This window comes from Acinetobacter proteolyticus (assembly GCF_000367945.1).
Taxonomy (GTDB): Bacteria; Pseudomonadota; Gammaproteobacteria; order Pseudomonadales; family Moraxellaceae; genus Acinetobacter; species Acinetobacter proteolyticus.
In genome coordinates, this window is the sequence record NZ_KB849179.1 from 724,129 (window position 1) to 745,409 (window position 21,281).

Genomic DNA, 21,281 nt, shown 5'->3' on the forward strand with positions numbered 1-21,281 from the left:
AATAATATAACGACATAGGAGAGATGGCAGTGGATAGCCTGATAACACAAGATGTAGAAAAAATGACGCTTGCGGAGTTACGAGCGCTGCAAACCAAACGCTTAAAAGACACATTGACATATGTTTATGCCAATAGCCCTGTCTATAAGAAAAAGTTTGACGATGCTGGTGTGCATCCTGATGATTTCGTTAACTTGGATGATCTCGCCAAGTTTCCATTTACCACCAAACAGGATTTAAGAGAGAACTATCCCTTTGGTATGTTTGCAGTGCCACAGGAGCAGATTGTTCGTTTACATGCTTCTTCAGGCACCACAGGGAAACCAACCGTCGTTGGCTATACCCAAAAAGATATCCATACATGGTCGGATATCGTAGCGCGTTGCTTGCGTATGGCAGGTCTAAGTGCCAAAGATATGATTCAGGTCGCCTATGGTTATGGTCTGTTTACAGGTGGTTTAGGCGCACATTATGGCGCTGAACGCTTAGGTGCAACCGTGATTCCAATGTCAGGTGGTCAAACCGAAAAACAGGTGCAACTGATTCAGGACTTTAAACCCACGGCAATTATGGTCACGCCATCATATTGTGTCAGCATTATTGAAAAACTTGAGCAGCAATTAGGCAGTGCCCGTAATACCTCTTTAAAAGTCGGTATTTTTGGTGCTGAGCCTTGGACTAATGAGTTACGTCGTGAAATCGAAGAACGTTTAAATATTAAAGCACTGGATATTTATGGCTTGTCGGAGATTATGGGGCCAGGGGTTGCGATGCAGTGTCTGGGTGAAGGCGAAGGACTGACCATTTGGGAAGATCATTTTTATCCTGAGATCATTCATCCTGAAACCGGAGAAGTGTGTAAAGATGGTGAATTGGGTGAACTGGTATTCACCACCATTACTAAAGAAGGTTTGCCGATTATCCGCTATCGTACCCGCGATTTAACCCGTTTATTGGCTGGACAGAACCTAGCCATGCGCCGTATGGATAAGATCGTAGGGCGTAGTGACGATATGCTGATTATTCGTGGCGTCAATGTATTCCCGACCCAGATCGAAGAACAGATTTTACAAGTACCAAGTCTGGTGCCGAATTATGAAATTCTTGTGGCAAAGAAAGGTCATATGGATACTTTGCATATCCGTACCGAAATGTGCCATAACTGTGACAAGCAGGCGCAGCAACTGGCTCAGCAGTTGATGCAGCGGATTAAAACCATGATTGGGATTTCAGTCACGGTGGAAGTGGTCAATGAATTGACCTTACCGCGGAGTGAAGGTAAAGCAAAACGCGTCATTGATATGCGTCAGATTGCTTAACATTATGATCATTCAGGGTATAGTATCCTCTATACCCTGAATCTAAATGCCAAGATAAAAGTATGAGTGCAAAGTTACAGCAAATTATTGATTCAATTATTCAGAATGAACCCTTAAGTGGGACCTCATTGATTTCGACCATTTTTGGTGATTCAGTGTTACATCGAGGCGGAAATATCAGTCTTGCCAGTTTGATCCAGTTAATGGAACTGTTTGATTTTAATGATCGTGCTGTACGAACTTCTGTTTTTCGTTTGGTTAAAAGTGATTGGCTTGGTTCAGATAAAATTGGCAGAACCAGTTTCTACCGCATTACCGATGCCAGTCGTTCCAAATATTTGCAGGCTGAGCAACGGATTTATAATGATCAGATGAAAGAGTGGGATCATTCTTGGGATCTTATTTTAATGTCGAGTCTGGATACAGACAATAAGGCTTTTTTAAAGAAAGAACTGGAATGGTTGGGCTTTGCTAATATTTCTACCAATCTGATGGCTTATCCAGGTTCAAACCGCTTGCAGCTACAAAAGCTGTTGATTGATGTAAATATGAGTGAACAGGTGGTGGTGTTTAAGGCAGAGACCTTACAGCTGTTTAATAACTCAACGGACACCATTGGTCGTATGTTAGAAACCAATTGGCCGATTGATGAGTTACGTCAACGCTATCTACAATTCTTAGAGATGTTTAGAGAAATTGGCGTAATTTTGATGCAGGAGGACGAAAGTATTGAACCGCTTCAAGCTTTTCAGATTCGGACCTTATTGATTCATTACTATCGCCGTATTTTACTCAAAGATCCTGCTTTGCCATTGGAGCTATTATCGGCGGACTGGCCTGCAGTCAATGCCCGTACATTATCCATGAACATTTACAAAAAAGTCTTTGAAGCGGCTGATGACTATTTCTTATCGGTTGCGGCAACATCCGAAGGGCCAATGCCGAATGCAACAGCACCTTTCTGGCGTCGTTTTGGCGGCTTAACCCAAAGTAATGAGAGATTGAGTCATGCCTTGCTATAGCATTGATGGGGTGATTCCTGTGGTTCACCCCAGTGCATTTGTCCATCCTACGGCAGTTTTAATTGGTGATGTGATTATTGAAGCTGGGGTTTATATTGGTCCTTTTGCTTCATTGCGCGCGGACTTTGGTCGTATTCATATCCAAGCAAATGCCAATGTACAGGACAGTTGTACCATTCATGGCTTTCCGCAAAGTATCACCTTGATTGAAGAAATGGGACATATTGGTCATGCTGCGATTTTGCATGGTTGCCGTATTGGTAAAAATGTCTTGATTGGTATGAATAGTGTGATTCTGGATTATGCTGAGATTGGCGAAAATAGCATGATTGGTGCAAATAGTTTAGTCAAAACCAAAGATGTGATTCCTGCCAATGTACTGGCAATCGGAAGCCCTGCAAAAGTTGTGCGAGATTTAACAGAACAAGAACGCGCTTGGAAAATTAATGGGACCCAAGAATATATCCAATTAGCACAGCGTTGTTTAAACAGCATGACAGAAGTCCTGCCTTTAGTGGAAAATTCACCTGAACGTAAGACCTATCAAGATTTTCAGTCAGATCATCAGATTAAACCAACAAGCGTATCATAAGATCCGTATCTAGTAATTTTCAAAACGATTTTGCTTATCGACTACATTATCGTGTTGTTATTTCATCTCTAAAGCAACCCATGTATTATGGTGAATGACTCTTTTATTTTGGATATGCTCATGGATGGTTTATCTAAATTTTCTTGGGAAAATATCAAGCATCATTTTTATAATACTGGAGAGTTTCCCCACATTCTGGAAGAACATACTCCCATTGTGCAAGCATGGGAACAATCTCGGCAAGCGGGTTTGAGCCCTGATTTCAAATTAACGGCCTTAAAAGAGTTTCCTTTAGAAAGTTTGTCATTCGAAGATGAATGGTTGGCTCGACTTGCAGAACCAGTATTAAGTGACATATGGCGTTTGTTTGGTCAGCAGGATGTAAGCGTCTTTCTGATCAATTCAAATTCCAAGATTATTGCAGAGAAGCACAACCCAAATTTAGATCACCAATATCATTTTTTACAAATAGGACGTGTTATTGATCCGTCCGTTTTTGGAGCAATTGCGCCGACCTGTAGTGTAATGTCGAAACAACCAATGATCATGACGGGTCATCAGCATTATTTGAATGAATTCTCTGGCTTTTCCTGTGCTTCTGTCCCCGTATTTAATGGAATGGGTGATGTAATTGGGGCATTTGACATCACATCGAGACAAGGACTATTGGCAAGTAACTGGCTCAGACATTTGTTATATCAGAGTTATATATTAGAAAATAAAACCATATTCTCTACACTTCAACCAAATCATCGCTTATTACATTTTCAGCATTCTCAGGATTTACTTGATAATGCCTACACAGGATTAATTGTGTTAGATGAGCAGGACCAAATTATAAAAGCCAATCAGATGGCACTGAAATTACTGAATTGTTCTATTGAATTTTTGCGGTATAAGAATATTTCTGAATTTTTGAGCTGTAGTCATCTATCTTCAAATCATGCAAAAGATTTTTTTCTGATTCAAAGTATCGACCATGCATTTTTTTATGCCAAGTTAAAAACTTTTGTTATTCCTTCGTGTAACAACATCCCAAAGGTTAATACAAAATTAGATCAAGCGTTGAAAGCCTTACAAGCCGAGATACCTGTTCTCATTACAGGTGAAACTGGAACTGGAAAAGATCATTTTGCTCAGCAATTACATAAAAAATTAAATGCTAATCTACCTTTTATTTCAATTAACTGTGGTGCAATTCCAGAGCATTTACTGGAAGCAGAATTATTTGGTTATGAAGGTGGGGCATTTACTGGAGCTAAAAAACAGGGTGAAAAAGGACTGATCGAATTGGCTGATCAAGGAATTTTATTCTTGGATGAAATTGGCGATCTCCCTTTACATTTACAAGTCAAAATACTCAGAGTATTACAAGATCAACAATTTTATCGGGTTGGTGGACGTAGACCAATTCGTTCTGCGTTTAAATTATTATGTGCAACTCACCAAGATTTAACTGGAAAGATAGAACAGCAGGCGTTTCGTAGCGATCTGTATTACCGTATTCGAGGTTTTGAGGTTCATCTGGAACCGTTACGTTCTAGGACTGATCGACACAGCATATTTCACTCGATACTTCATCAGTTTGGGATATTCAACTGGTCATCTCAGGTTGAACAACAATTTAATACGTATGCATGGCCAGGTAATATTCGTGAATTGATGCATGTCGTAAAGCTTGCAGCAGTATTCAACGAAACTGAAATCTTGGATAAGCTACCATTACCAGATCTCGATGTGCTTACATCTCAGGCAAGTGAACGAAGTACATTTTCTGCTAACATTGATCTAAATATCCTAACTAAACAGTTGATTATGCAGGTTTTGAATGAAGAAAAAGGTAATATTGCCAAAACAGCTAAACGCTTAAAAATATCAAGAACTACAGTTTATAAATATCTGGATAGTTAATTTTTCTATTCTTTTGGTCAAAAAAGCGGTTGTCCATAATCTGGACAGCCGCTTTTTTTATATGTCCAGATTATGGACATCTTTTCTCATCTATAAATCTCAATCTCATGATTCTATTGATTTATTTTTTTGGCATGTTTGCTGCAATTCTGTTGTAGCTAGTTTGGAGACTTGCATATTTCACCAACTCGCATAGGACAGCTAGATTCATCAATTTTGAATTGTTGACGTGGCTTAAAAGGACAATGAAAAGATAAGGATCACTTTATGAATTACATGAGAAAAAATACAGTCATTTTATTATTCAGCGGTTTTTTAATTCATCATGCTTATGCAGTAGATGTCAATGTTGGAGATTATACCGCTTTGCCTAAGGGTAGTAATGTCGGAGTTTTTTATTACCAACACGGTGAAATGGATGGATATTATCAAGATGGAAACAAGACTAAAGCAAAGTCAAGATCAGATATTGGGATTGCACGATTTATTCATTACACCGATATTGCAGGTATGCGTGCAACACCACAAATTATCATTCCAGTTGGATCAGTGAGAAATACCCATATTGCTGGACATGATTTAAATGATGCATCTGGTTTTGCTGATCCAATTATTGCTTCAGCATTCTGGCTGATCAATCAACCAGAAAAAGGTTTATCTGGGCGTTATCTTGCATTAACACCATTTATTTATTTACCAATTGGTAAATATAATAAATATGATGCTGTTAATCTGGGAGAAAACCGATTTAAATTTGATCTGCAAATGGCTTGGGTACAGCCTATCTATAACAAGCTTGCATTTGAGTTCTATCAGGATGCAATCTGGTATGGTGACAACGACGAAGCGGGTAATGGTAACCAGACACTGGAACAAGATACGAGTTATCAAACTCAGGTTAATCTCCGCTATGACCTTAATCAGCTGCAAAGAGTGGCATTTGGTTATGCTGCAAACTATGGGGGAAATCAGTCTTTAGATGGTATTAATCTTCATCAAGATATGAAAAAGCAACAGCTACGTCTGGAATATCAGCAGATGATTAACCCGAAAACGCAGATTAGTGCTCAAGTCATTTCTGATACACAAGTAGAAAGTGGGTTTAAAAAAGATTTAGGCTTAAATCTAAGACTTTTCTACATTTTTTAATCAGAAATAATGGTAAGAAATTGTAGGTGTGATTTTAGGCTGTCAATTAGCTCAAAAATAAATGTACTTATTTAAGTAAACACAACGAGGTTCATATGTCTATTTTAACAAAAGAAATTTGGGATCAAAAATTATTTCGTGGTACATGGCAATCCGCCGAAAACGTTTATCAAGTGGTTGAAGTTGCGACTGGTGAGTCCTTAGGGCAGATTGGATATGCAGATACATCCGATGTGGTCGATGCAGCTCAGCAAGCCAAGATTGCACAAAAGCAATGGTGGGTGCTCAGTTATCAAGAACGTCAGGTGGTTTTTGAGCGCGCAGTTCAGATCCTAACGGAGCATCAGGCTGAAATTATCGAGTGGCTGGTCAAAGAAAGTGGTTCACTACCGTTAAAAGCTGGTTTTGAAGTGAACATTGCTATTCAAGTGCTCAAACATTGTACTGCATTACCCGCAGCTGATCAGGGCATATTATTGCCAACAGCCGCAGGTAAATTGAGTTTGGCTAAGCGAGTGCCTTTAGGTGTGGTCGGTGTGATTTCACCCTTTAATTTTCCGTTGTATCTTGCGCTACGTGCGGTTGCGCCAGCCTTAGCGCTTGGAAATGCGGTGGTCTTGAAGCCTGATGAACGCACGGCAGTCTGTAGCGGTTATGCAATTGCCCGTATTTTTGAATTGGCGGGTTTACCACAAGGACTGCTACATGTATTGCCTGGTGGTGCTGAAGTGGGTGAAGCACTGACCTTGGATAAAAATATTGCCAGTATTCAATTTACCGGTTCAACACATGTAGGTCGTATTGTGGGTGCAAATGCGGCTAAAACACTGAAAAAAGTATCGCTTGAGTTAGGCGGTAAAAACTCGCTGATTATTCTGGACGATGCTGATATTGAGCTTGCGGCAGAGAATATCGCGTGGGGTGCTTTTTTGCATTCAGGTCAAATCTGTATGACGTCTGGAAAAATCTTGATTCAGGAAAAGATCTATCCGCAAGTCAAACAACGTGTGATTGAAAAGGTCAAAAAATTTGTGGTGGGAAATCCTTTGAATGCGGATGTCACGATTGGCCCCTTGATTAATGCCAAGCAATCGCAACGGGTTGAGCAGTTGGTCAATGATGCAATTGCGCATGGCGCTAAACTGGAAATTGGTGGACAGGCCAATGGTGTTTTCTTTGAACCAACGGTCTTAGCTGATGTCAAACAGGACAATTCAATTTTTGCTGAGGAAATTTTTGGTCCTGTTGCCGTACTGATTCCTTTTAGCACGGATGAACAGGCCATTGAACTTGCAAATGATGGTGACTATGGACTTTCAGCGGGCATTATTACCGCCAGTGTTGGGCGCGGCATGCAGCTTGGTCAGCAACTGAATGTAGGTTTATTGCATATCAATGATCAAACCGTGAATGATGAAACGGTGAATCCTTTTGGTGGCTTTGGTGCATCAGGCAATGGCACACGGATTGGTGGACCTGCAAATGCGGATGAGTTTACCCAATGGCAATGGCTGACCATTCAAACGCAAGCGCCACATTATCCATTTTAATTTGTATTAATGATTAGGGACGGGAAGTCATAATGGAAAATACAACGGTTTATAAAGAAATTATTGCGGCAGTGACAGAGTCTAAGGGTGCAGATTTTGAACTACAGCCATTGCAAATCCGACAGCCTAAGAATGATGAGGTGTTGGTTAAAATCATTGCGACAGGCATGTGTCATACCGATTTAATAGTACGTGATCAATATTATCCTGTGCCATTACCTGCAGTACTGGGGCACGAAGGTTCTGGGATTATTGAAGCGATTGGTCCAAATGTAACAGATTTGCAAATAGGAGATCATGTCGTACTCAGTTATGGTTATTGTGGCAAATGCACGCAATGTAATACTGGAAATCCAGCCTATTGTGCTGAGTTTTTCAGCCGAAACTTTGGTGGTGCTGATATACAAGGAAATAATGCAATTTGCACACATGATCATCAGATTGTACATGATCATTTTTTTTCGCAGTCGTCTTTCGCGACCTATGCATTGAGCCGAGAAAATAATGCAATTAAAGTCTCTAAAGACGCGCCAATTGAGTTATTGGGTCCTTTAGGATGTGGGATACAGACAGGTGCGGGTGCAGTGATGAATGCGCTTAAGGTAAGCCCAGCTAGTTGCTTTATCACATGGGGTGCAGGCGCCGTTGGTCTAAGTGCATTATTGGCTGCAAAAATCTGTGGAGCTTCGACTATTATTGCTGTGGATGTTGTGGACTCACGTTTACGCTTGGCCTCAGAATTAGGCGCAACCCATGTAATTAATAGCAAAATTCAAGATCCAGTTGCTGTAATCCAAGAGATTACCCAAGGCGGGGCAAATTTTGCGCTAGAATCTACGGGTCGTCCTGAGATATTGAAACTTGGGATTGATGCATTAGGGATTTTAGGCAAAATTGCGGTTGTTGGGGCACCACCATTGGGAACCTTAGCTCAATTTGATGTGAATGATTTGCTACTGGGAGGAAAAACAATTCTGGGTGTGGTCGAAGGAAGTGGTGCACCGAAGAAATTTATTCCTGAATTAGTTGAGTTATTCTTACAGGGCAAATTTCCTTTTGATAAATTGGTAAAGTTCTATACTTTTGAAGAGATGAACCAAGCGGCAAGTGATAGCCATGCGGGTATAACACTGAAGCCAATTATCAAAATTGCATAATTTAAAGTGTTGTCATCGTGATAAAAAGTATGTTATTCGATTTTAATTATTACATTTGCCTCTGAAGGTTCAGGGGCAATTTGAAAATAATAAAAAATGATTCAGTGCTTTTAGCATTTAAAGTGCCATATTTTTAAATCACATTACGCAGTTCATTGGCAGTGTTGCGTAGTAGCGGTAAAATTTGTTGCACTAAATAATCCTCTTGTACGCGATTGGTCTGTGACATGCAGTTTAGAGCGGCAATCGCTTTTCCTTGGGCATTGATCACAGGTACGGCAATTGCGATGACACCGAGTTCATGTTCTTCTTTAGAAAGACAATAATCTGCTTGTGAAATATCTTTCAGCACCTCAAAAAAATTGCTTTTATCCGTTATTGTAAAAGGGGTTAAACGTCTTAAACCGAACCTTTTCACCCAGTCGTGTTGAGCTGTCTCTGATTGGGCAGCCAATAAGACTTTACCTGTTGAAGTTGCGTGTGCAGGTAGGCGATTGCCTAAATGCATGCCATAAGGGTTCACCCTGAGATGATCTTGTTGAGGCAGATAACTACGGGCTATCGGTACCACCTCGTTATCATCTAAGACCACCAAGGAAAAGGTTAATGAGGTTTGTGCAGATAAAAGATTAAGGAAGGATTGGGCAATTTTAGGTAGATGTGCTGAACTTAAATAAGAACTTGAGAAACGTAACACACGATGAGTCAGCCAATAATAATGTTCATCTGTGTCTAAATAGCCTAAGTATTTTAAGGTTTTAAGATAACGCCGTGCTGCTGTTCGGCTAATTCCAGTCCGTTCAGCCACTTGAGTAACATTTAAACGTTGTCGATCAACCCCAAAAGCCTCCAGTAAAGTCAAACCCTTTGCTAAACCTGCAATATAATCTTCCTGACGAATCTGTTCATGTGAACTGGGGTGCTCTAACACAGCATCAACCTTAACCATGTATCCATTCCTGTTATTGAGATGTTTTGTCCGATATTCGGACAAATGAAATGATAAACGGTTCTTTTCGACTTGGCTATATCGTGCACAAAACTTAAAAGCAGTAAGTTAAAAGACAGGAGATCACAAGGAAGATGTCATGGAACTTTTAACAACGCAGGTTGCGATTATTGGTGCGGGTCCAGCTGGATTGCTACTTGGCCAGCTTTTATATAAAGCAGGTATTGAGCATATTATTATTGAACAACGTAGCGCTGAGTACGTGGCTTCGCGGATACGTGCTGGCATCTTGGAACAAGTATCGGTTGATTTACTCCAACAGGCTGGTGTAGATCAACATCTAAAAGAGAAAGGATTGCCGCATTCAGGTATTGAGATACTCACCAATGGACAGAAGCACCGCGTTGATTTATCTGCTCTGACTGGTGGAAAGCAAGTCACAGTGTATGGTCAAACAGAAGTGACCAAAGATTTAATGGCCGCTCGCCTAACTGCACAACTTAAATCATTTTATGAAGCACACAATGTAAAGGTCAGCGATTTTTATCAAACACCTAAAGTGCAATTTGAATACCAAGGTAAAACGATCCAGATCGAATGTGATTTCATTGCAGGTTGTGATGGCTACCATGGAATATGCCGAGCCAGTGTGCCTCAGGATAAAATCAAGACTTATGAAAAAGTGTATCCATTTGGCTGGTTAGGCATATTAGCCGATGTGCCTCCCGTTGCGGATGAATTGATTTACGTCCAATCAGAACGTGGTTTTGCTTTATGTAGTATGCGTTCAGAAACACGTAGCCGTTATTACTTGCAAGTCCCGCTCAATGATCGAGTTCAAGATTGGTCAGATGAGAGATTTTGGGAAGAGCTCAAATTGCGCTTAGATGCTGAAAGCCGAGAAAAGTTGGTAATAGGACCATCAATCGAAAAAAGTATTGCGCCACTACGTAGTTTTGTGACCGAACCTATGCGATTCGGAAAATTGTTTTTAGCAGGTGATGCGGCACATATTGTTCCACCAACGGGCGCAAAAGGGCTGAATCTGGCAGCCTCTGATATTGCTTATCTTTCAAATGCATTGATTCAATATTATGTCGAAGGTTCAGATCAGGGTATTCAGGAATATTCAGAAAAATGTTTACAACGGGTCTGGAAGGCTGAGCGTTTTTCTTGGTGGATGACCCACTTATTGCATCGCTTTGAAACAGAAAGTGAGTTTGAACATAAGATTAAACAAGCTGAACTCAGCTATATTCTTGGCTCTACGGCGGGTAAGACGACCTTGGCAGAAAATTATGTCGGTTTGCCTTATGAAATAAAAAATAGTATTGAAGAAGTTCGTGTCTAAGTCGGTTCTGTAAAGTAAATAAAAACAGCTGTTCGAAAAAATTGAACAGCTGTTTTTAGATACTCAATTGAGCAATTTATTCAGCAAACTGCGGAATCATTTTACGAACATTGGTCTTCGCATCAATCACGGTCATAAAGGTATACGCACCAATAAATTTACGGCTAATGAACATAAACTCTTTTGGTGGAACCGAGAAATAGCGTGAAGCCATCGATTGACCAGCCTGTTGCATCACACGATTATGCAATTGACTTTTTTTCCAGTCATAGCGATTTTGATTATCCATAATACCGTCTGGCATATCAGGATTGTTACTTGGACAGCTAAATGCTTCTGTTGCGATCAGGAAGACATCCGCCATACCAGGTTTAACACTTTCTGGCATGGCATCAAAGAACTCATAACCTGTCATGGCTTTGACCATGGCATCTTTATCGTGGTCATAACCAGCATGGATCAGATTGCGGGCAACTGTGAGCAAGTTATTGTCGAATTGTCGAATCGCACCGAAGTCGAGTAAAACAATTTTATCTTTAACATCATCGCCATTACCTAAGCGAACCAAGTAGTTGCCAAAGTTCGGGTCGGTCTGCATTTCACCCCATTCAAATAGCTCACGCACAGCAATTTCTAGAGAAGCTTCGCCTAATTGGTTGCGACGCTCTTGAGGCAGGGAAAGCATCACTGGACTATTGACAGGTACGCCACGCTCGAAGGTCATGCATAACACTTTTTCAGAGCAAAATTCCTCAATGATTTCTGGCACCACATAACGCTGATCATCTTTCAAACGTTCAGCAAAACGACGTGTAGTTGCCGCCTCAATGCCATAATCGACTTCACGATGCATCATCTCACGAACTTCATCGAACCACTGATCAAACTCACGGGTTTGAGGCACCATACGTGTCAGTTTCAGCATGTTCTTAAACAGATTCATGTCCGAATCAATGGCTTCAGCAACACCAGGATACTGGATTTTAAGTACTAACTCTAAACCATCCGACTTACGCGTAGCACGATGTACTTGAGCAAGTGATGCTGTTCCAATCGGTTCATGATCAATCGTCAGCTCATCGAGTTTTGAGCCAAGTTGATCTTGTAAGTGTGTTTTAATTGCAGGCCAAGCCAAGGCAACGGTTTGGTTGTTGAGGGTATTTAACGCCTGTGTGATTTCTTCTGGTAAGAAATGCTCGCCATATAGCGCCATCATTTGTCCAATCTTAACGATTGAACCTTTTAATTTCCCAATTTCAGAAACTAAATAGTGTGCTTGTTCAGCCATGGCTTTTTTACGTTTCTTCTCTTTTTCTTCTTCACTAGAAAATAGGGAAGTTGCACTTGCAGTCGCCCAGCGTGTTCCAGCAAGTAGAGAAGCTTTTGCAATAGATAAGCGACGATCCACCGATGAGGTTTTTAGATTCTTAAGCTTATCGTTCTGATCTGACATGAAAGAAAAGTCCTATGCTGAAATCGGAGGGTTGAAAGCCGAGACTTGAATTGTAACGGATATTACCGCTTTTGAACGTATTAAAATAGTTCAATCTCTTGAATTATCAGTCTAAATTTGTGCAATAAGATCAGCTACTCTTAAATAGCCTAAGTAAATATTTTACATTTACGATATCTTTACTATACATCTGTCCTAAATTTTAAACTGAATTTTGAGTGAAGACTTTCGCATTAACGCCGCTCGGTTGCTATGGATATGTTGTACTAACATTCGTTTAACCTGACTGTGATGAAAGCCGACCGCATAAGCTTTGACAATAATAATACTGGGAAGTGTAAAGAAAAAATACTTGGTGTCGTCTAAAGTCGCATTTTTGAAAATACCTTCTTTAACAAGCATCTCTCTGAGAAATTGTTTTTCAGCTTGTACCGTGCTGGATGATTCATCATCCCAATAATTCTGACGCATCGCCATCAAATTATTATGCTTATAACTCATAAAATCATTGAGCCTGTTTATTTCACCGTTAGCCAATATATGAGGTTGCTAGGGCATTTATCAAGAATAGATTTATATCAAAAATAGCCTAAGCAAATTTAAACCTTTATTTAAAAATGCTACACTTATCATATGACTAACCTTAAACAAAAATACTGAACTGTTATGACACCTGCTTGTAAATTATTGGAAAAAAATAAAATACAATTTTCTATTCATGAATATGAACATGATGTGAATGCAAAAAGTTTTGGGCTAGAAGCTGCAGAAAAACTTAACTTAAAGGTAGAAGAAGTTTTTAAAACCTTGATGGTAACCGACGAAAAGAATTATTTCATTGCGATTCTACCTGTGCACCATCAACTCAATCTAAAAAAAGTGGCATCAGCAGTTGGGTGTAAAAAACTACAAATGGCCAATCCTAAAGATGCTGAGCGCTTGACCGGTTATCTGGTAGGGGGAATTAGTCCATTAGGACAAAAGAAGCGTCTGAAGACGGTTATTGATGCGACGGCGATAACATTCAAAAAAATTTATGTCAGCGGTGGGAAAAGAGGGTTGGATATTGGTCTTGACCCACAGGATCTAGCAAGATTGCTTGGTGCTGATTTTTTTGATGTTTTAGACTAGAAAAATAACCTTTACAGGCAATGTTTTTATAAACATTTGTTATATTTAAAATTTTTAAATCTACAAAAGCAATCAGCAATTGAAAATTTATCATTTTATTTAATGAGAATTATTATTATCTTTTTGTATCTTTATTAAGCTAAATTAATATCTAAAACAAATTAATTCAATAGATTAGATCATATTTTTCAGGTTCTCTTATGGAATTGAAATAGCAAATGATAATAATTATCATTAGTTTCATCTTAATCGTAAACTCCCTTGTGCTTAAGATGTGTTTCAGGCCTAAAACATTTCGAAAAACAAATTAACTCTCTTGAAAGAGGATACCGTCAGATGCAATCACTTGCCAATCGGTTGGCGATGCAACATTTCGTCAATGCATATACGCAAGAAACTGGCAAAGGTCACTTGCTAGATAACAGTCAGCAAAGTCCACAACAACAAGCGTTTAGCCAAGGTTTGACGCTGTTATCAATCCCTATCCATTCTATTCAAGCCCAATGTAATTTCCCTTTATCTTATGTCAGTCGAGTCGGGCGACATCGTTTAGCAGATCTTCCACAAATTATTCTCCATGGACAAATCAAACCATTCAGTGCAGTTGCAATCGTCGGTCTATTGCTTGAGGAATTGGTTTTTGAGTCCTCTATTCCATTAGATGCAGCTTCTTTGTTGGAAAAGTGGATTCAGAGCCGTGATGCATTACAACAGTTTTTAGCGCAGCGCGAAGCTGATTTCGACGACTTGGTAAAAGCAGGCCAGAATTTTATTGAAACCGAACAGGCACTGATTCTAGGGCATAGCATGCATCCAGCGCCGAAAAGTAGAACAGGTTTTGTACATGAAGACTGGTTAAAGTTTTCACCTGAACATAAAGGCAAGACGCAACTACATTATTGGCTGGTGCATCAGGACTATATTTCAGAAGGCGGCGCTACGGATGAAAGTATTTCAGCTCAATTAAAAACAGCGTTACAGTGGTATTTGTCGGAAAATGATCTCAATCTGCTCAAGACTCACACAGCATATAAATTACTCCCATTACATCCTTGGCAAGCCCGCTATTTGCAAAGTAAGCCTTGGTTTGAACGTTTAAAACAAACGGGGCAGTTAATTGATGTAGGCTTACGAGGCTGGCAATTTTCTCCAACCACTTCGATCCGAACACTGGCGAGTTTTAATGCGCCGTGGATGGTAAAACCATCACTTTCGGTGATGATCACCAACTCTATTCGAGTCAATTTAGCCAAAGAATGCCACCGTGGTGAGCTCACTCATCGTCTATGGCACAGTGAATTTGGTCAGAATATTTTAAAGCAGTGCCCAAGCTTAAAAGCAGTAAATGATCCAGCATGGATTGCTTTGAAAATTGATGATGAGGTGGTGAATGAAAGTATCTGTATTTTCCGCGATCAGCCATTCCATCCTCAACAGCAAGTCACTTGTATTGCATCCCTATGTCAGGATCATCCAAATAAACCTCTAAATCGTTTTAATGCTTTATTTGCAAAAATTGCAAAAGCACATCACGAAACCGATTTCTCAGAAATTGCTCTGGATTGGTTTAATCGTTTCCTTGAAGTTAGTTTGCAACCGTTGATGTATCTATATCATCGCCATGGCATGGCCTTTGAATCACATCAGCAAAATGTGCTTTTGGAATTAGAAAATCATTTTCCTAAAACCTTATGGTTACGTGATAACCAAGGTTTTTATTATATCGAAGAGTTTGCCACTGAAATTTTGCAAGCGCTGCCTGAGCTGAAAGAAAAAGCATTTGCCGTTGGGCCTAAAGATTTCGTGGATGAACGTTTTAGCTATTATTTCTTTGGCAATACCTTGTTTGGCATTATCAATGCGATTGGCGCAACAGGCTATATTACTGAAGATGAATTACTGGGGCATCTAACAAGTTTCTTGCAGGAGCAATTGCAGCAATATCCAGACAGTAGCTTATTACAGGGATTATTGTTTAATTCAACGCTGCCTTATAAAGGTAATTTACTCACACGATTACATGAATTAGATGAGCTGATTGCGCCTGTCGAGAACCAATCTGTCTATGTAGAACTGCCAAATCCACTGCGTATTTCACAGAAGGATGTCAGTTATGCTTGATTTTATTGGAATTGGTCTAGGACCATTTAATCTAAGTCTGGCTAGCTTGCTGCATAATAAAAGCACATTGAACTACGCAATTTTCGAACAGAAAGCTCAGTTTGATTGGCATGCAGGGATGCAGTTACCCAATACGGTATTACAAGTGCCGTTTATGGCTGATCTGGTGTCCATGGTTGATCCAACTAGCCCATTTAGCTTTTTAAATTATCTGCGCCATCAGCAACGTTTATATAAGTTTTACTTTTTAGAGCAGCCGCATATTCCACGTTGTGAGTATAACCATTACTGCCAATGGGTTGCAGAACAACTGGATTGTATTGAATACCAATCGCGTGTTTTGAAGATCGAACCTCAAACCATTGGCTTTAAAGTCGTGGTGGAATCGGAGGGTGTTCAGCACAGTTATTTATGCCGTCATCTGATCATCGGCAGCGGCAATGTGCCTTACTTGCCTGAATGTTTGGCCAAAGTACAGCAACAGCAACCACAAAAATGTCTACATTCTGCGCAATATATGACGCATGCCGATACAGATTTACACGGCGATGTGGTGGTCCTTGGTTCAGGTCAATCCGCAGCCGAAGTCTTTATTGATCTGTTTGATGATCAGCAAGGTACAGCTAATCATCAGTTTGACTTACACTGGTTTACGCGTTCTCAGGGCTTCTTCCCGATGGAATATGCACCATTGGGACTGGAACATTTTAGCCCGGACTATGCACAGCATTTTTATGCTTTGCCAACTGAAAAGAAAGAGCAACAATTGCAGCAGCAGTCCTTGTTATACAAGGGTATTAGTGCAAAGACCATTCGTGAAATCTATCAAAAACTTTATCACCGTAGCATTGCGGGTCAAAGTTTGCAGACACATTTACATAGCCAATGTGATTTGAAAGACGCCGAAGTATTAGATACGCAAAAAATTCGACTGTATTTTCAACATCGTGCCACGACACAGGCTTTCCATTTAGATTGTGACTTCCTGGTTGCTGCAACAGGTTACTTTACCCCTGATTTTGGTTTTATGCAGTGGCTGAAACCTTATATTGAATTTGATCATAAACAGCGTTGGCAAATCACTGAAGACTATCGTGTTGTACATCGTCTAAATGGGCATATTTTTGTCCAGAATCAGGAAATGCATAGCCATGGGGTTGGTACACCAGACTTAGGGCTTGGTGCATATCGTGCAGCGACAATTATCAATCAATTGCTTGGCGAGCCGCTTTATGAACTCGATCAGCAGGCGCAGACCTTCCAGCATTTTGAGCTCGCTCAGAATCCTAAAATCCAAATGGCAGATGATCAGGCGCTTTCAGTCGAGGGTGTTTCTGAAAAAGCGGTGAGCCAAAACCACTCTATTTTAAAGAAAACAGAACAGAGCACGATTACCACGCATGCAGGTAGTCGTTGTGCAAATACACGTACACAAACTGTGTCTGTACATTCAACTTATGAGAAATTGATATGAACTTTGCAACTTTAAAAATTAATCAGCAGCAATGGCGTGCCGCTGGACAGCGTCTCATTGAAATGGCGATTGCAGAGTTTCTATATGAAGAAATTATTGAAGTTAAAGCCTTGTCAGCTGGACGTTATCAGTTAGATTTAGGCAATCGTCATTATGAATTCCAAGGCCACCCATATTTACTTGGACACTGGAATATTCAGGAAGGCTCAGTACGCGATGTAAGCAATGGTCAGCACATTGATCAGCCTGCTTGGAATTTACATGAGTTTATCGTCGCAATGTCTGACAAGGCAAATGTAAAGCCATTCACCAAAGCGTATTTGATTAAGGAAATGAATAATACGTGGTTGGCAGAAGCGCATCTATTTAATGAAGCGCGTTTACCAAGCACAGCAGTGCTGACTGAACCGCACTATAAAGTTGAAGGCATGTTACGTGGTCACCCTTGGCTGATTATGAGCAAAGGCCGCATGGGCTTTGGTTATGATGATTATTTAAGTGCTGCACCAGAGCTATCACCAGAAGTCAAAGTATTATGGTTGGCCGTACATCGTGATTTGGCTGAGTTCCGTAGTACAAAGCAGTGGGATGCTTGTGGTTTATATCAACATGAATTTGATGCCAATGAGCTGCAACAGTTCATCCAAATTTTGAAAGAAAAGAATTTAGATCCGCAAAATTACTTTTTGATTCCTGTACATGCTTGGCAATGGCATCAATGGCTGGTTCCAACTTATGCCAATGAAATTGTCGACCAAAAAATCATTGAGCTGAACATTAGCCATGATAGCTATGTGCCAATGCAATCTATTCGGACATTGTGCAATACATCAAACCTACAACGTCATTACATTAAACTGCCTGTCAGTATTTTCAATACCGCTGTTTATCGTGGACTCCCATCAAAACGTAATCTGGCAGCGCCAGCCGTAACCGCGTGGTTAAAACAAATCCACCAGCAAGATCAAGACTTACAGCAAACAGGTGTAATTTTCTTGGGTGAAGTGGCAACCCTAACCATTCATCAACCCTGTTTTGACCGAATAGAAGGTGCACCTTACCAGTTTAAAGAGTTGTTTGGTTGCTTGTGGCGTGAAAGTGTCGATCGCTATGTTGATCCATCACAGCAAGTGCTTTCTCAAGCAGCGCTATTACACCGAGATATTTCAGGTCAATCGATTCTAAGCGTGTTGATTCAAGCCTCTGGTCTAAGTCCTTTGGCATGGTTAGCACAATTTGCTCAAGTTTGCCTCAGTCCGTTACTGCTTTGCCTGTATCGCTATGGCTTAGCTTTTTCACCGCATGGTGAAAACACCATGTTGGTACATGAAAATGGTGTGCCAAAAGCCTTGGTCTTAAAAGACTTCATTGATGACATCAATTTGGTGGATGAAGACTTCCCTGAGTTGGCTCAATTGCCATCTGAAGGCGGTTTGTTATTACGTCATGAAGCGGCAGATTTAAGTCATTTCATTTTCACTGGACTGTTCATGGTGCATTACCGTTATATCTGCAATGTATTCTTACAAGATTATCCTGAATATTCAGAACTTGATTTCTGGCAGACCATTTCCAACACCATTGTTGCGTTTAACCAACAGCATCCAGAACTGGCTGAACGAGCTGAAAAATTTGCCATGCTGCGCCCAACGTACACCAAAATTTGTTTAAACCGTGTTCGTTTATTTACCACTAGTTATAACGATGAAGCAGAGCGTCCTGTGCCTGTTTTCCTTGATCCAATTGCAAATCCAGTTAGCCCTGAAACATTGGCTGAATGGTCAGCACAACAAGCTGAGTCTAAAGCGGGTTAAGTCTTTTTCTAAATTTATAAAGGTTCGATATGAAAACTATTTCTCAGCAATTACCAGATTATTTTGAATACCACGAAGATGGCACACAATACTACTTACGCCAAGTGCAATACCCACAAGATATTCCTTTGCTACATCAATGGATGCATGAACCACATGTCATTCCACAGTGGCAATTGAATAAGTCGGAACTGGATTTGCAGGTTTACTTCGACAAGATGCTGGCAGATGACCATCAACGTCTATTGATTGTGGGGGTGAATGGAAAAGATGTGGGCTATACCGAAATTTATGAAGGTAAGCGTGATCGTTTAGGCCGCTATTATGAAGGTGATGATAATGATCTAGGTTGGCATTTGCTATTCGGTGATAAATCTGTGTTTGGTAAAGGCTTTTTGCGCCCAACTATTCGCTTACTCAGCTTCTATATTTTTGAACATTCACAAGCGAAAAAAATTGTGGGTGAACCAGATCATACCGTTAAACCCTATGCCGCTGTGGTTGCAGAACTTTGCTATGAAACTCAACGTTTAATTCCAATGCCAGAAAAAACGGCAATGTTGTATTACTGTTTTAGAGAAACTTTTTATAACAAGTTTGGTGAATATTACCGAACGTCACAACAACAGCTAGCCAATCAGCCAGCCAAAATCCTGAGTGTTACATGAGCCTATCTATCAATGAGATGCACATCTTGGACATGCGCTTTGCCGCGCATGTCTCAGTGGCAGAATTTGAGCAATGGTTAATGCATATTCAACAATATTTCGAACAAAAAAGAAGTTTTGTGCTGATTATGCAAACCGAGCCGAACACTGAATTTCCTGAAGAATATCGGGTGATTCAGGGGCAATGGTACAAACAATATAAACAAGATTTTTACCAATATTGTTTAGGCCTTGCCCGAATTGCCCAAGATGAAGCAGATCGTATTCGATTAGACACGCCAGCTTTACAAAAAGCCTGGCATGTTCCTTATTTTGTCAGTTTAGAAAAGACCGATGCCGTGCAATGGGCGATGCAGAGGTACTTATGAATCAACAAATAAAATCTGACCAAGATTTTCCAAGCAAAACAGTCTCTGCACTGAGCTTATCTGTGGTGGTGGTGTTGTACCTTGCACATGCATTACCGCTGTATTTTTACAATGTTGCCTTACCTACGATTTTGCGCCATCAAGGGGTCGATCTGCGTTGGATTGGCATGTTGTCGTTATTGTATATCCCATGGGCCTTTAAGTTTTTTTGGGCACCCTTAATTGATCGTTTTTATTTTAAAGCACTTGGTAAACGCAAAACTTGGCTTTTATTTACCCAAATCGCCTTGGTATTAGGTGTTGTTGCCTTGGCTTTGACTCAATTCGATTATGGTCTAAGTGTATTTGTCATTGTCGGTTTATGGATTTCAACCTTTGCCGCAACCCAAGATATTGCGATTGATGGTTATACCGTTGAAACCTTTTCTGAATCCGAATATCGATTAGGCAGCATGGCGCAAAGTATTGGTGTGGCACTGGGCAGTATGATTGGTGGTGCTGCAACTTTGTGGCTGTATCAATTGTATGGTTGGCAAACCGCGCTAATTTGTTTAGCTGCAATGACAGCATTCACCATGTTGGCTATTTTCCAAATTAAAGAAAAATCGAACACAGAAAAAATTGCCAAACAACCACCAAGCCTGATTCGAGCCTTTAAGCGCCCTGAGATGCTATGGGCGTTGGCTTTGATTGTCTGTTATCGCGTAGTCGAAGCGCCAGCAATGGCGATGCTCAATCCAATGTTGATTGATCAAAAATGGTCATTGGCAGAGATTGGCGTACTGATGTCTGTGATTGGCGCGGGCATTGGTTTATTGGCGGCAGTAACTGCCGCATTCCTGTTAAAAAAAATTGCAGCAACACAATTACTGATTTGGGCTGGCTGGGCACGCAGTTTGGTGTATGCCTTACTGGGTATCGCGGTCTTACTCAGTTGGTTTAATCAGTGGCAGATGTTATTGGGACTATTTGTTGTGGTTATTTTGGCGATTCGTTATATCGCGATGACCGCTTTATATGCTCATTTCATGCATACCAGCTCTAAGGAACAAGCTGGAACAGACTTCACCATTTTGGTCTGTTTTGAACTCCTAGTTTATTTCATTGGCGGTGCAATGTCTGGTTTCTTGGCCAAAGCCTTTGGTTATGGAAATTTCTATCTCATTCTCGCAGCAGCATCTGTGTTGAGCGTTTTGCTCAGCCAAGTGTTGATCCACAAAGCAAAACAAACGGAACAACTCACCTAGGGGTA

At 40.5% G+C, this 21,281-nt stretch carries 18 protein-coding genes; 15 read left to right on the forward strand and 3 right to left on the reverse strand.

The genetic code is table 11. The features are described from left to right. The first annotated feature begins 29 nt into the window (after window positions 1-29). The 7 genes from paaK (at window position 30) to F993_RS13435 (ending at window position 8,700) form a co-directional block, all read left to right on the forward strand. On the forward strand, window positions 30-1,319 hold the full coding sequence (paaK, locus tag F993_RS13465; RefSeq protein ID WP_004653342.1) for a phenylacetate--CoA ligase PaaK: 1,290 nt from the start codon (window positions 30-32) through the stop codon (window positions 1,317-1,319). A 62-nt stretch (window positions 1,320-1,381) separates the two neighbouring features. After that, on the forward strand, window positions 1,382-2,341 hold the full coding sequence (locus F993_RS13460; protein WP_004653343.1) for a PaaX family transcriptional regulator: 960 nt from the start codon (window positions 1,382-1,384) through the stop codon (window positions 2,339-2,341). Further along, complete coding sequence (locus F993_RS13455; RefSeq protein WP_004653345.1) at window positions 2,328-2,933, forward strand: DapH/DapD/GlmU-related protein; 606 nt, start codon at window positions 2,328-2,330, stop codon at window positions 2,931-2,933. The genes F993_RS13460 and F993_RS13455 overlap by 14 nt, the downstream gene beginning before the upstream one ends. Window positions 2,934-3,053: 120 nt before the next feature. After that, window positions 3,054-4,844, forward strand: coding sequence for a sigma-54-dependent Fis family transcriptional regulator (locus tag F993_RS13450; RefSeq protein WP_004653346.1), 1,791 nt, complete (start codon window positions 3,054-3,056; stop codon window positions 4,842-4,844). A gap of 276 nt (window positions 4,845-5,120) precedes the next feature. Further along, complete coding sequence (locus F993_RS13445) at window positions 5,121-5,993, forward strand: transporter (RefSeq protein ID WP_407637367.1); 873 nt, start codon at window positions 5,121-5,123, stop codon at window positions 5,991-5,993. Between the two features lie 95 nt (window positions 5,994-6,088). Continuing rightward, window positions 6,089-7,543 carry a benzaldehyde dehydrogenase gene (locus F993_RS13440; RefSeq protein ID WP_004653348.1) on the forward strand — a complete coding sequence of 485 codons (1,455 nt, stop codon included), beginning with the start codon at window positions 6,089-6,091 and terminating at the stop codon, window positions 7,541-7,543. A gap of 32 nt (window positions 7,544-7,575) precedes the next feature. Beyond that, on the forward strand, window positions 7,576-8,700 hold the full coding sequence (locus tag F993_RS13435) for an NAD(P)-dependent alcohol dehydrogenase (protein WP_004653350.1): 1,125 nt from the start codon (window positions 7,576-7,578) through the stop codon (window positions 8,698-8,700). A gap of 133 nt (window positions 8,701-8,833) precedes the next feature. On the opposite strand, the gene pobR is transcribed toward F993_RS13435, so the two are convergent. Then, window positions 8,834-9,649: an IclR family transcriptional regulator PobR gene (gene pobR / locus F993_RS13430; protein ID WP_004653351.1), complete on the reverse strand. Its 816-nt coding sequence runs from the start codon at window positions 9,647-9,649 to the stop codon at window positions 8,834-8,836. A gap of 139 nt (window positions 9,650-9,788) precedes the next feature. On the opposite strand from pobR, the gene pobA reads away from it, so the two are divergent. Then, a complete protein-coding gene (gene pobA / locus F993_RS13425; RefSeq protein WP_004653352.1) occupies window positions 9,789-11,000 on the forward strand; it encodes a 4-hydroxybenzoate 3-monooxygenase in 1,212 nt (403 codons plus the stop codon). 76 nt (window positions 11,001-11,076) lie between these two features. Here the strand turns inward: pobA and F993_RS13420 are convergent, their stop codons facing one another. Together F993_RS13420 and F993_RS13415 are read right to left on the reverse strand one after the other, a co-directional pair. Continuing rightward, window positions 11,077-12,453, reverse strand: a complete 1,377-nt coding sequence (locus tag F993_RS13420; RefSeq protein WP_004653353.1) for an ABC1 kinase family protein — start codon at window positions 12,451-12,453, stop codon at window positions 11,077-11,079. Window positions 12,454-12,648: 195 nt separating this feature from the next. Further along, window positions 12,649-12,954: a hypothetical protein gene (locus F993_RS13415; protein WP_004653355.1), complete on the reverse strand. Its 306-nt coding sequence runs from the start codon at window positions 12,952-12,954 to the stop codon at window positions 12,649-12,651. A 165-nt stretch (window positions 12,955-13,119) separates the two neighbouring features. On the opposite strand from F993_RS13415, the gene ybaK reads away from it, so the two are divergent. From ybaK to F993_RS13380, 7 genes are all read left to right on the forward strand, one after another. Further along, window positions 13,120-13,584, forward strand: a complete 465-nt coding sequence (gene ybaK / locus F993_RS13410; protein ID WP_004653356.1) for a Cys-tRNA(Pro) deacylase — start codon at window positions 13,120-13,122, stop codon at window positions 13,582-13,584. Window positions 13,585-13,920: 336 nt separating this feature from the next. Then, the gene (locus tag F993_RS13405) at window positions 13,921-15,705 is read left to right on the forward strand and encodes an IucA/IucC family protein (RefSeq protein ID WP_004653358.1); all 1,785 of its coding nucleotides are present in this window, start codon (window positions 13,921-13,923) and stop codon (window positions 15,703-15,705) included. Further along, complete coding sequence (locus tag F993_RS13400) at window positions 15,698-17,179, forward strand: lysine N(6)-hydroxylase/L-ornithine N(5)-oxygenase family protein (protein ID WP_004653359.1); 1,482 nt, start codon at window positions 15,698-15,700, stop codon at window positions 17,177-17,179. The genes F993_RS13405 and F993_RS13400 overlap by 8 nt, the downstream gene beginning before the upstream one ends. Then, window positions 17,176-18,993: an IucA/IucC family protein gene (locus F993_RS13395; protein ID WP_004653360.1), complete on the forward strand. Its 1,818-nt coding sequence runs from the start codon at window positions 17,176-17,178 to the stop codon at window positions 18,991-18,993. Before F993_RS13400 ends, F993_RS13395 begins: the two co-directional genes overlap by 4 nt. Before the next feature lie 29 nt (window positions 18,994-19,022). Beyond that, the gene (locus F993_RS13390; protein WP_004653361.1) at window positions 19,023-19,661 is read left to right on the forward strand and encodes a GNAT family N-acetyltransferase; all 639 of its coding nucleotides are present in this window, start codon (window positions 19,023-19,025) and stop codon (window positions 19,659-19,661) included. Beyond that, window positions 19,658-20,029, forward strand: a complete 372-nt coding sequence (locus F993_RS13385) for a hypothetical protein (RefSeq protein ID WP_004653362.1) — start codon at window positions 19,658-19,660, stop codon at window positions 20,027-20,029. The genes F993_RS13390 and F993_RS13385 overlap by 4 nt, the downstream gene beginning before the upstream one ends. Beyond that, entirely contained in the window at window positions 20,026-21,276 is a 1,251-nt protein-coding gene (locus tag F993_RS13380; RefSeq protein ID WP_004653363.1) for an MFS transporter, read from the forward strand. The genes F993_RS13385 and F993_RS13380 overlap by 4 nt, the downstream gene beginning before the upstream one ends. The last annotated feature ends 5 nt before the right edge of the window (window positions 21,277-21,281 follow it).

Coding starts and splice junctions, on each gene's coding strand:
- F993_RS13460 (WP_004653343.1), top strand. CDS start 1,382: ATGAGTGCAAAGTTACAGCAAATTATTGATTCAATTATTCAGAATGAA.
- F993_RS13455 (WP_004653345.1), top strand. CDS start 2,328: ATGCCTTGCTATAGCATTGATGGGGTGATTCCTGTGGTTCACCCCAGT.
- F993_RS13450 (WP_004653346.1), top strand. CDS start 3,054: ATGGATGGTTTATCTAAATTTTCTTGGGAAAATATCAAGCATCATTTT.
- F993_RS13445 (WP_407637367.1), top strand. CDS start 5,121: ATGAGAAAAAATACAGTCATTTTATTATTCAGCGGTTTTTTAATTCAT.
- F993_RS13440 (WP_004653348.1), top strand. CDS start 6,089: ATGTCTATTTTAACAAAAGAAATTTGGGATCAAAAATTATTTCGTGGT.
- F993_RS13435 (WP_004653350.1), top strand. CDS start 7,576: ATGGAAAATACAACGGTTTATAAAGAAATTATTGCGGCAGTGACAGAG.
- pobR (WP_004653351.1), bottom strand. CDS start 9,649: ATGGTTAAGGTTGATGCTGTGTTAGAGCACCCCAGTTCACATGAACAG.
- pobA (WP_004653352.1), top strand. CDS start 9,789: ATGGAACTTTTAACAACGCAGGTTGCGATTATTGGTGCGGGTCCAGCT.
- F993_RS13420 (WP_004653353.1), bottom strand. CDS start 12,453: ATGTCAGATCAGAACGATAAGCTTAAGAATCTAAAAACCTCATCGGTG.
- F993_RS13415 (WP_004653355.1), bottom strand. CDS start 12,954: ATGAGTTATAAGCATAATAATTTGATGGCGATGCGTCAGAATTATTGG.
- ybaK (WP_004653356.1), top strand. CDS start 13,120: ATGACACCTGCTTGTAAATTATTGGAAAAAAATAAAATACAATTTTCT.
- F993_RS13405 (WP_004653358.1), top strand. CDS start 13,921: ATGCAATCACTTGCCAATCGGTTGGCGATGCAACATTTCGTCAATGCA.
- F993_RS13400 (WP_004653359.1), top strand. CDS start 15,698: ATGCTTGATTTTATTGGAATTGGTCTAGGACCATTTAATCTAAGTCTG.
- F993_RS13395 (WP_004653360.1), top strand. CDS start 17,176: ATGAACTTTGCAACTTTAAAAATTAATCAGCAGCAATGGCGTGCCGCT.
- F993_RS13390 (WP_004653361.1), top strand. CDS start 19,023: ATGAAAACTATTTCTCAGCAATTACCAGATTATTTTGAATACCACGAA.
- F993_RS13385 (WP_004653362.1), top strand. CDS start 19,658: ATGAGCCTATCTATCAATGAGATGCACATCTTGGACATGCGCTTTGCC.
- F993_RS13380 (WP_004653363.1), top strand. CDS start 20,026: ATGAATCAACAAATAAAATCTGACCAAGATTTTCCAAGCAAAACAGTC.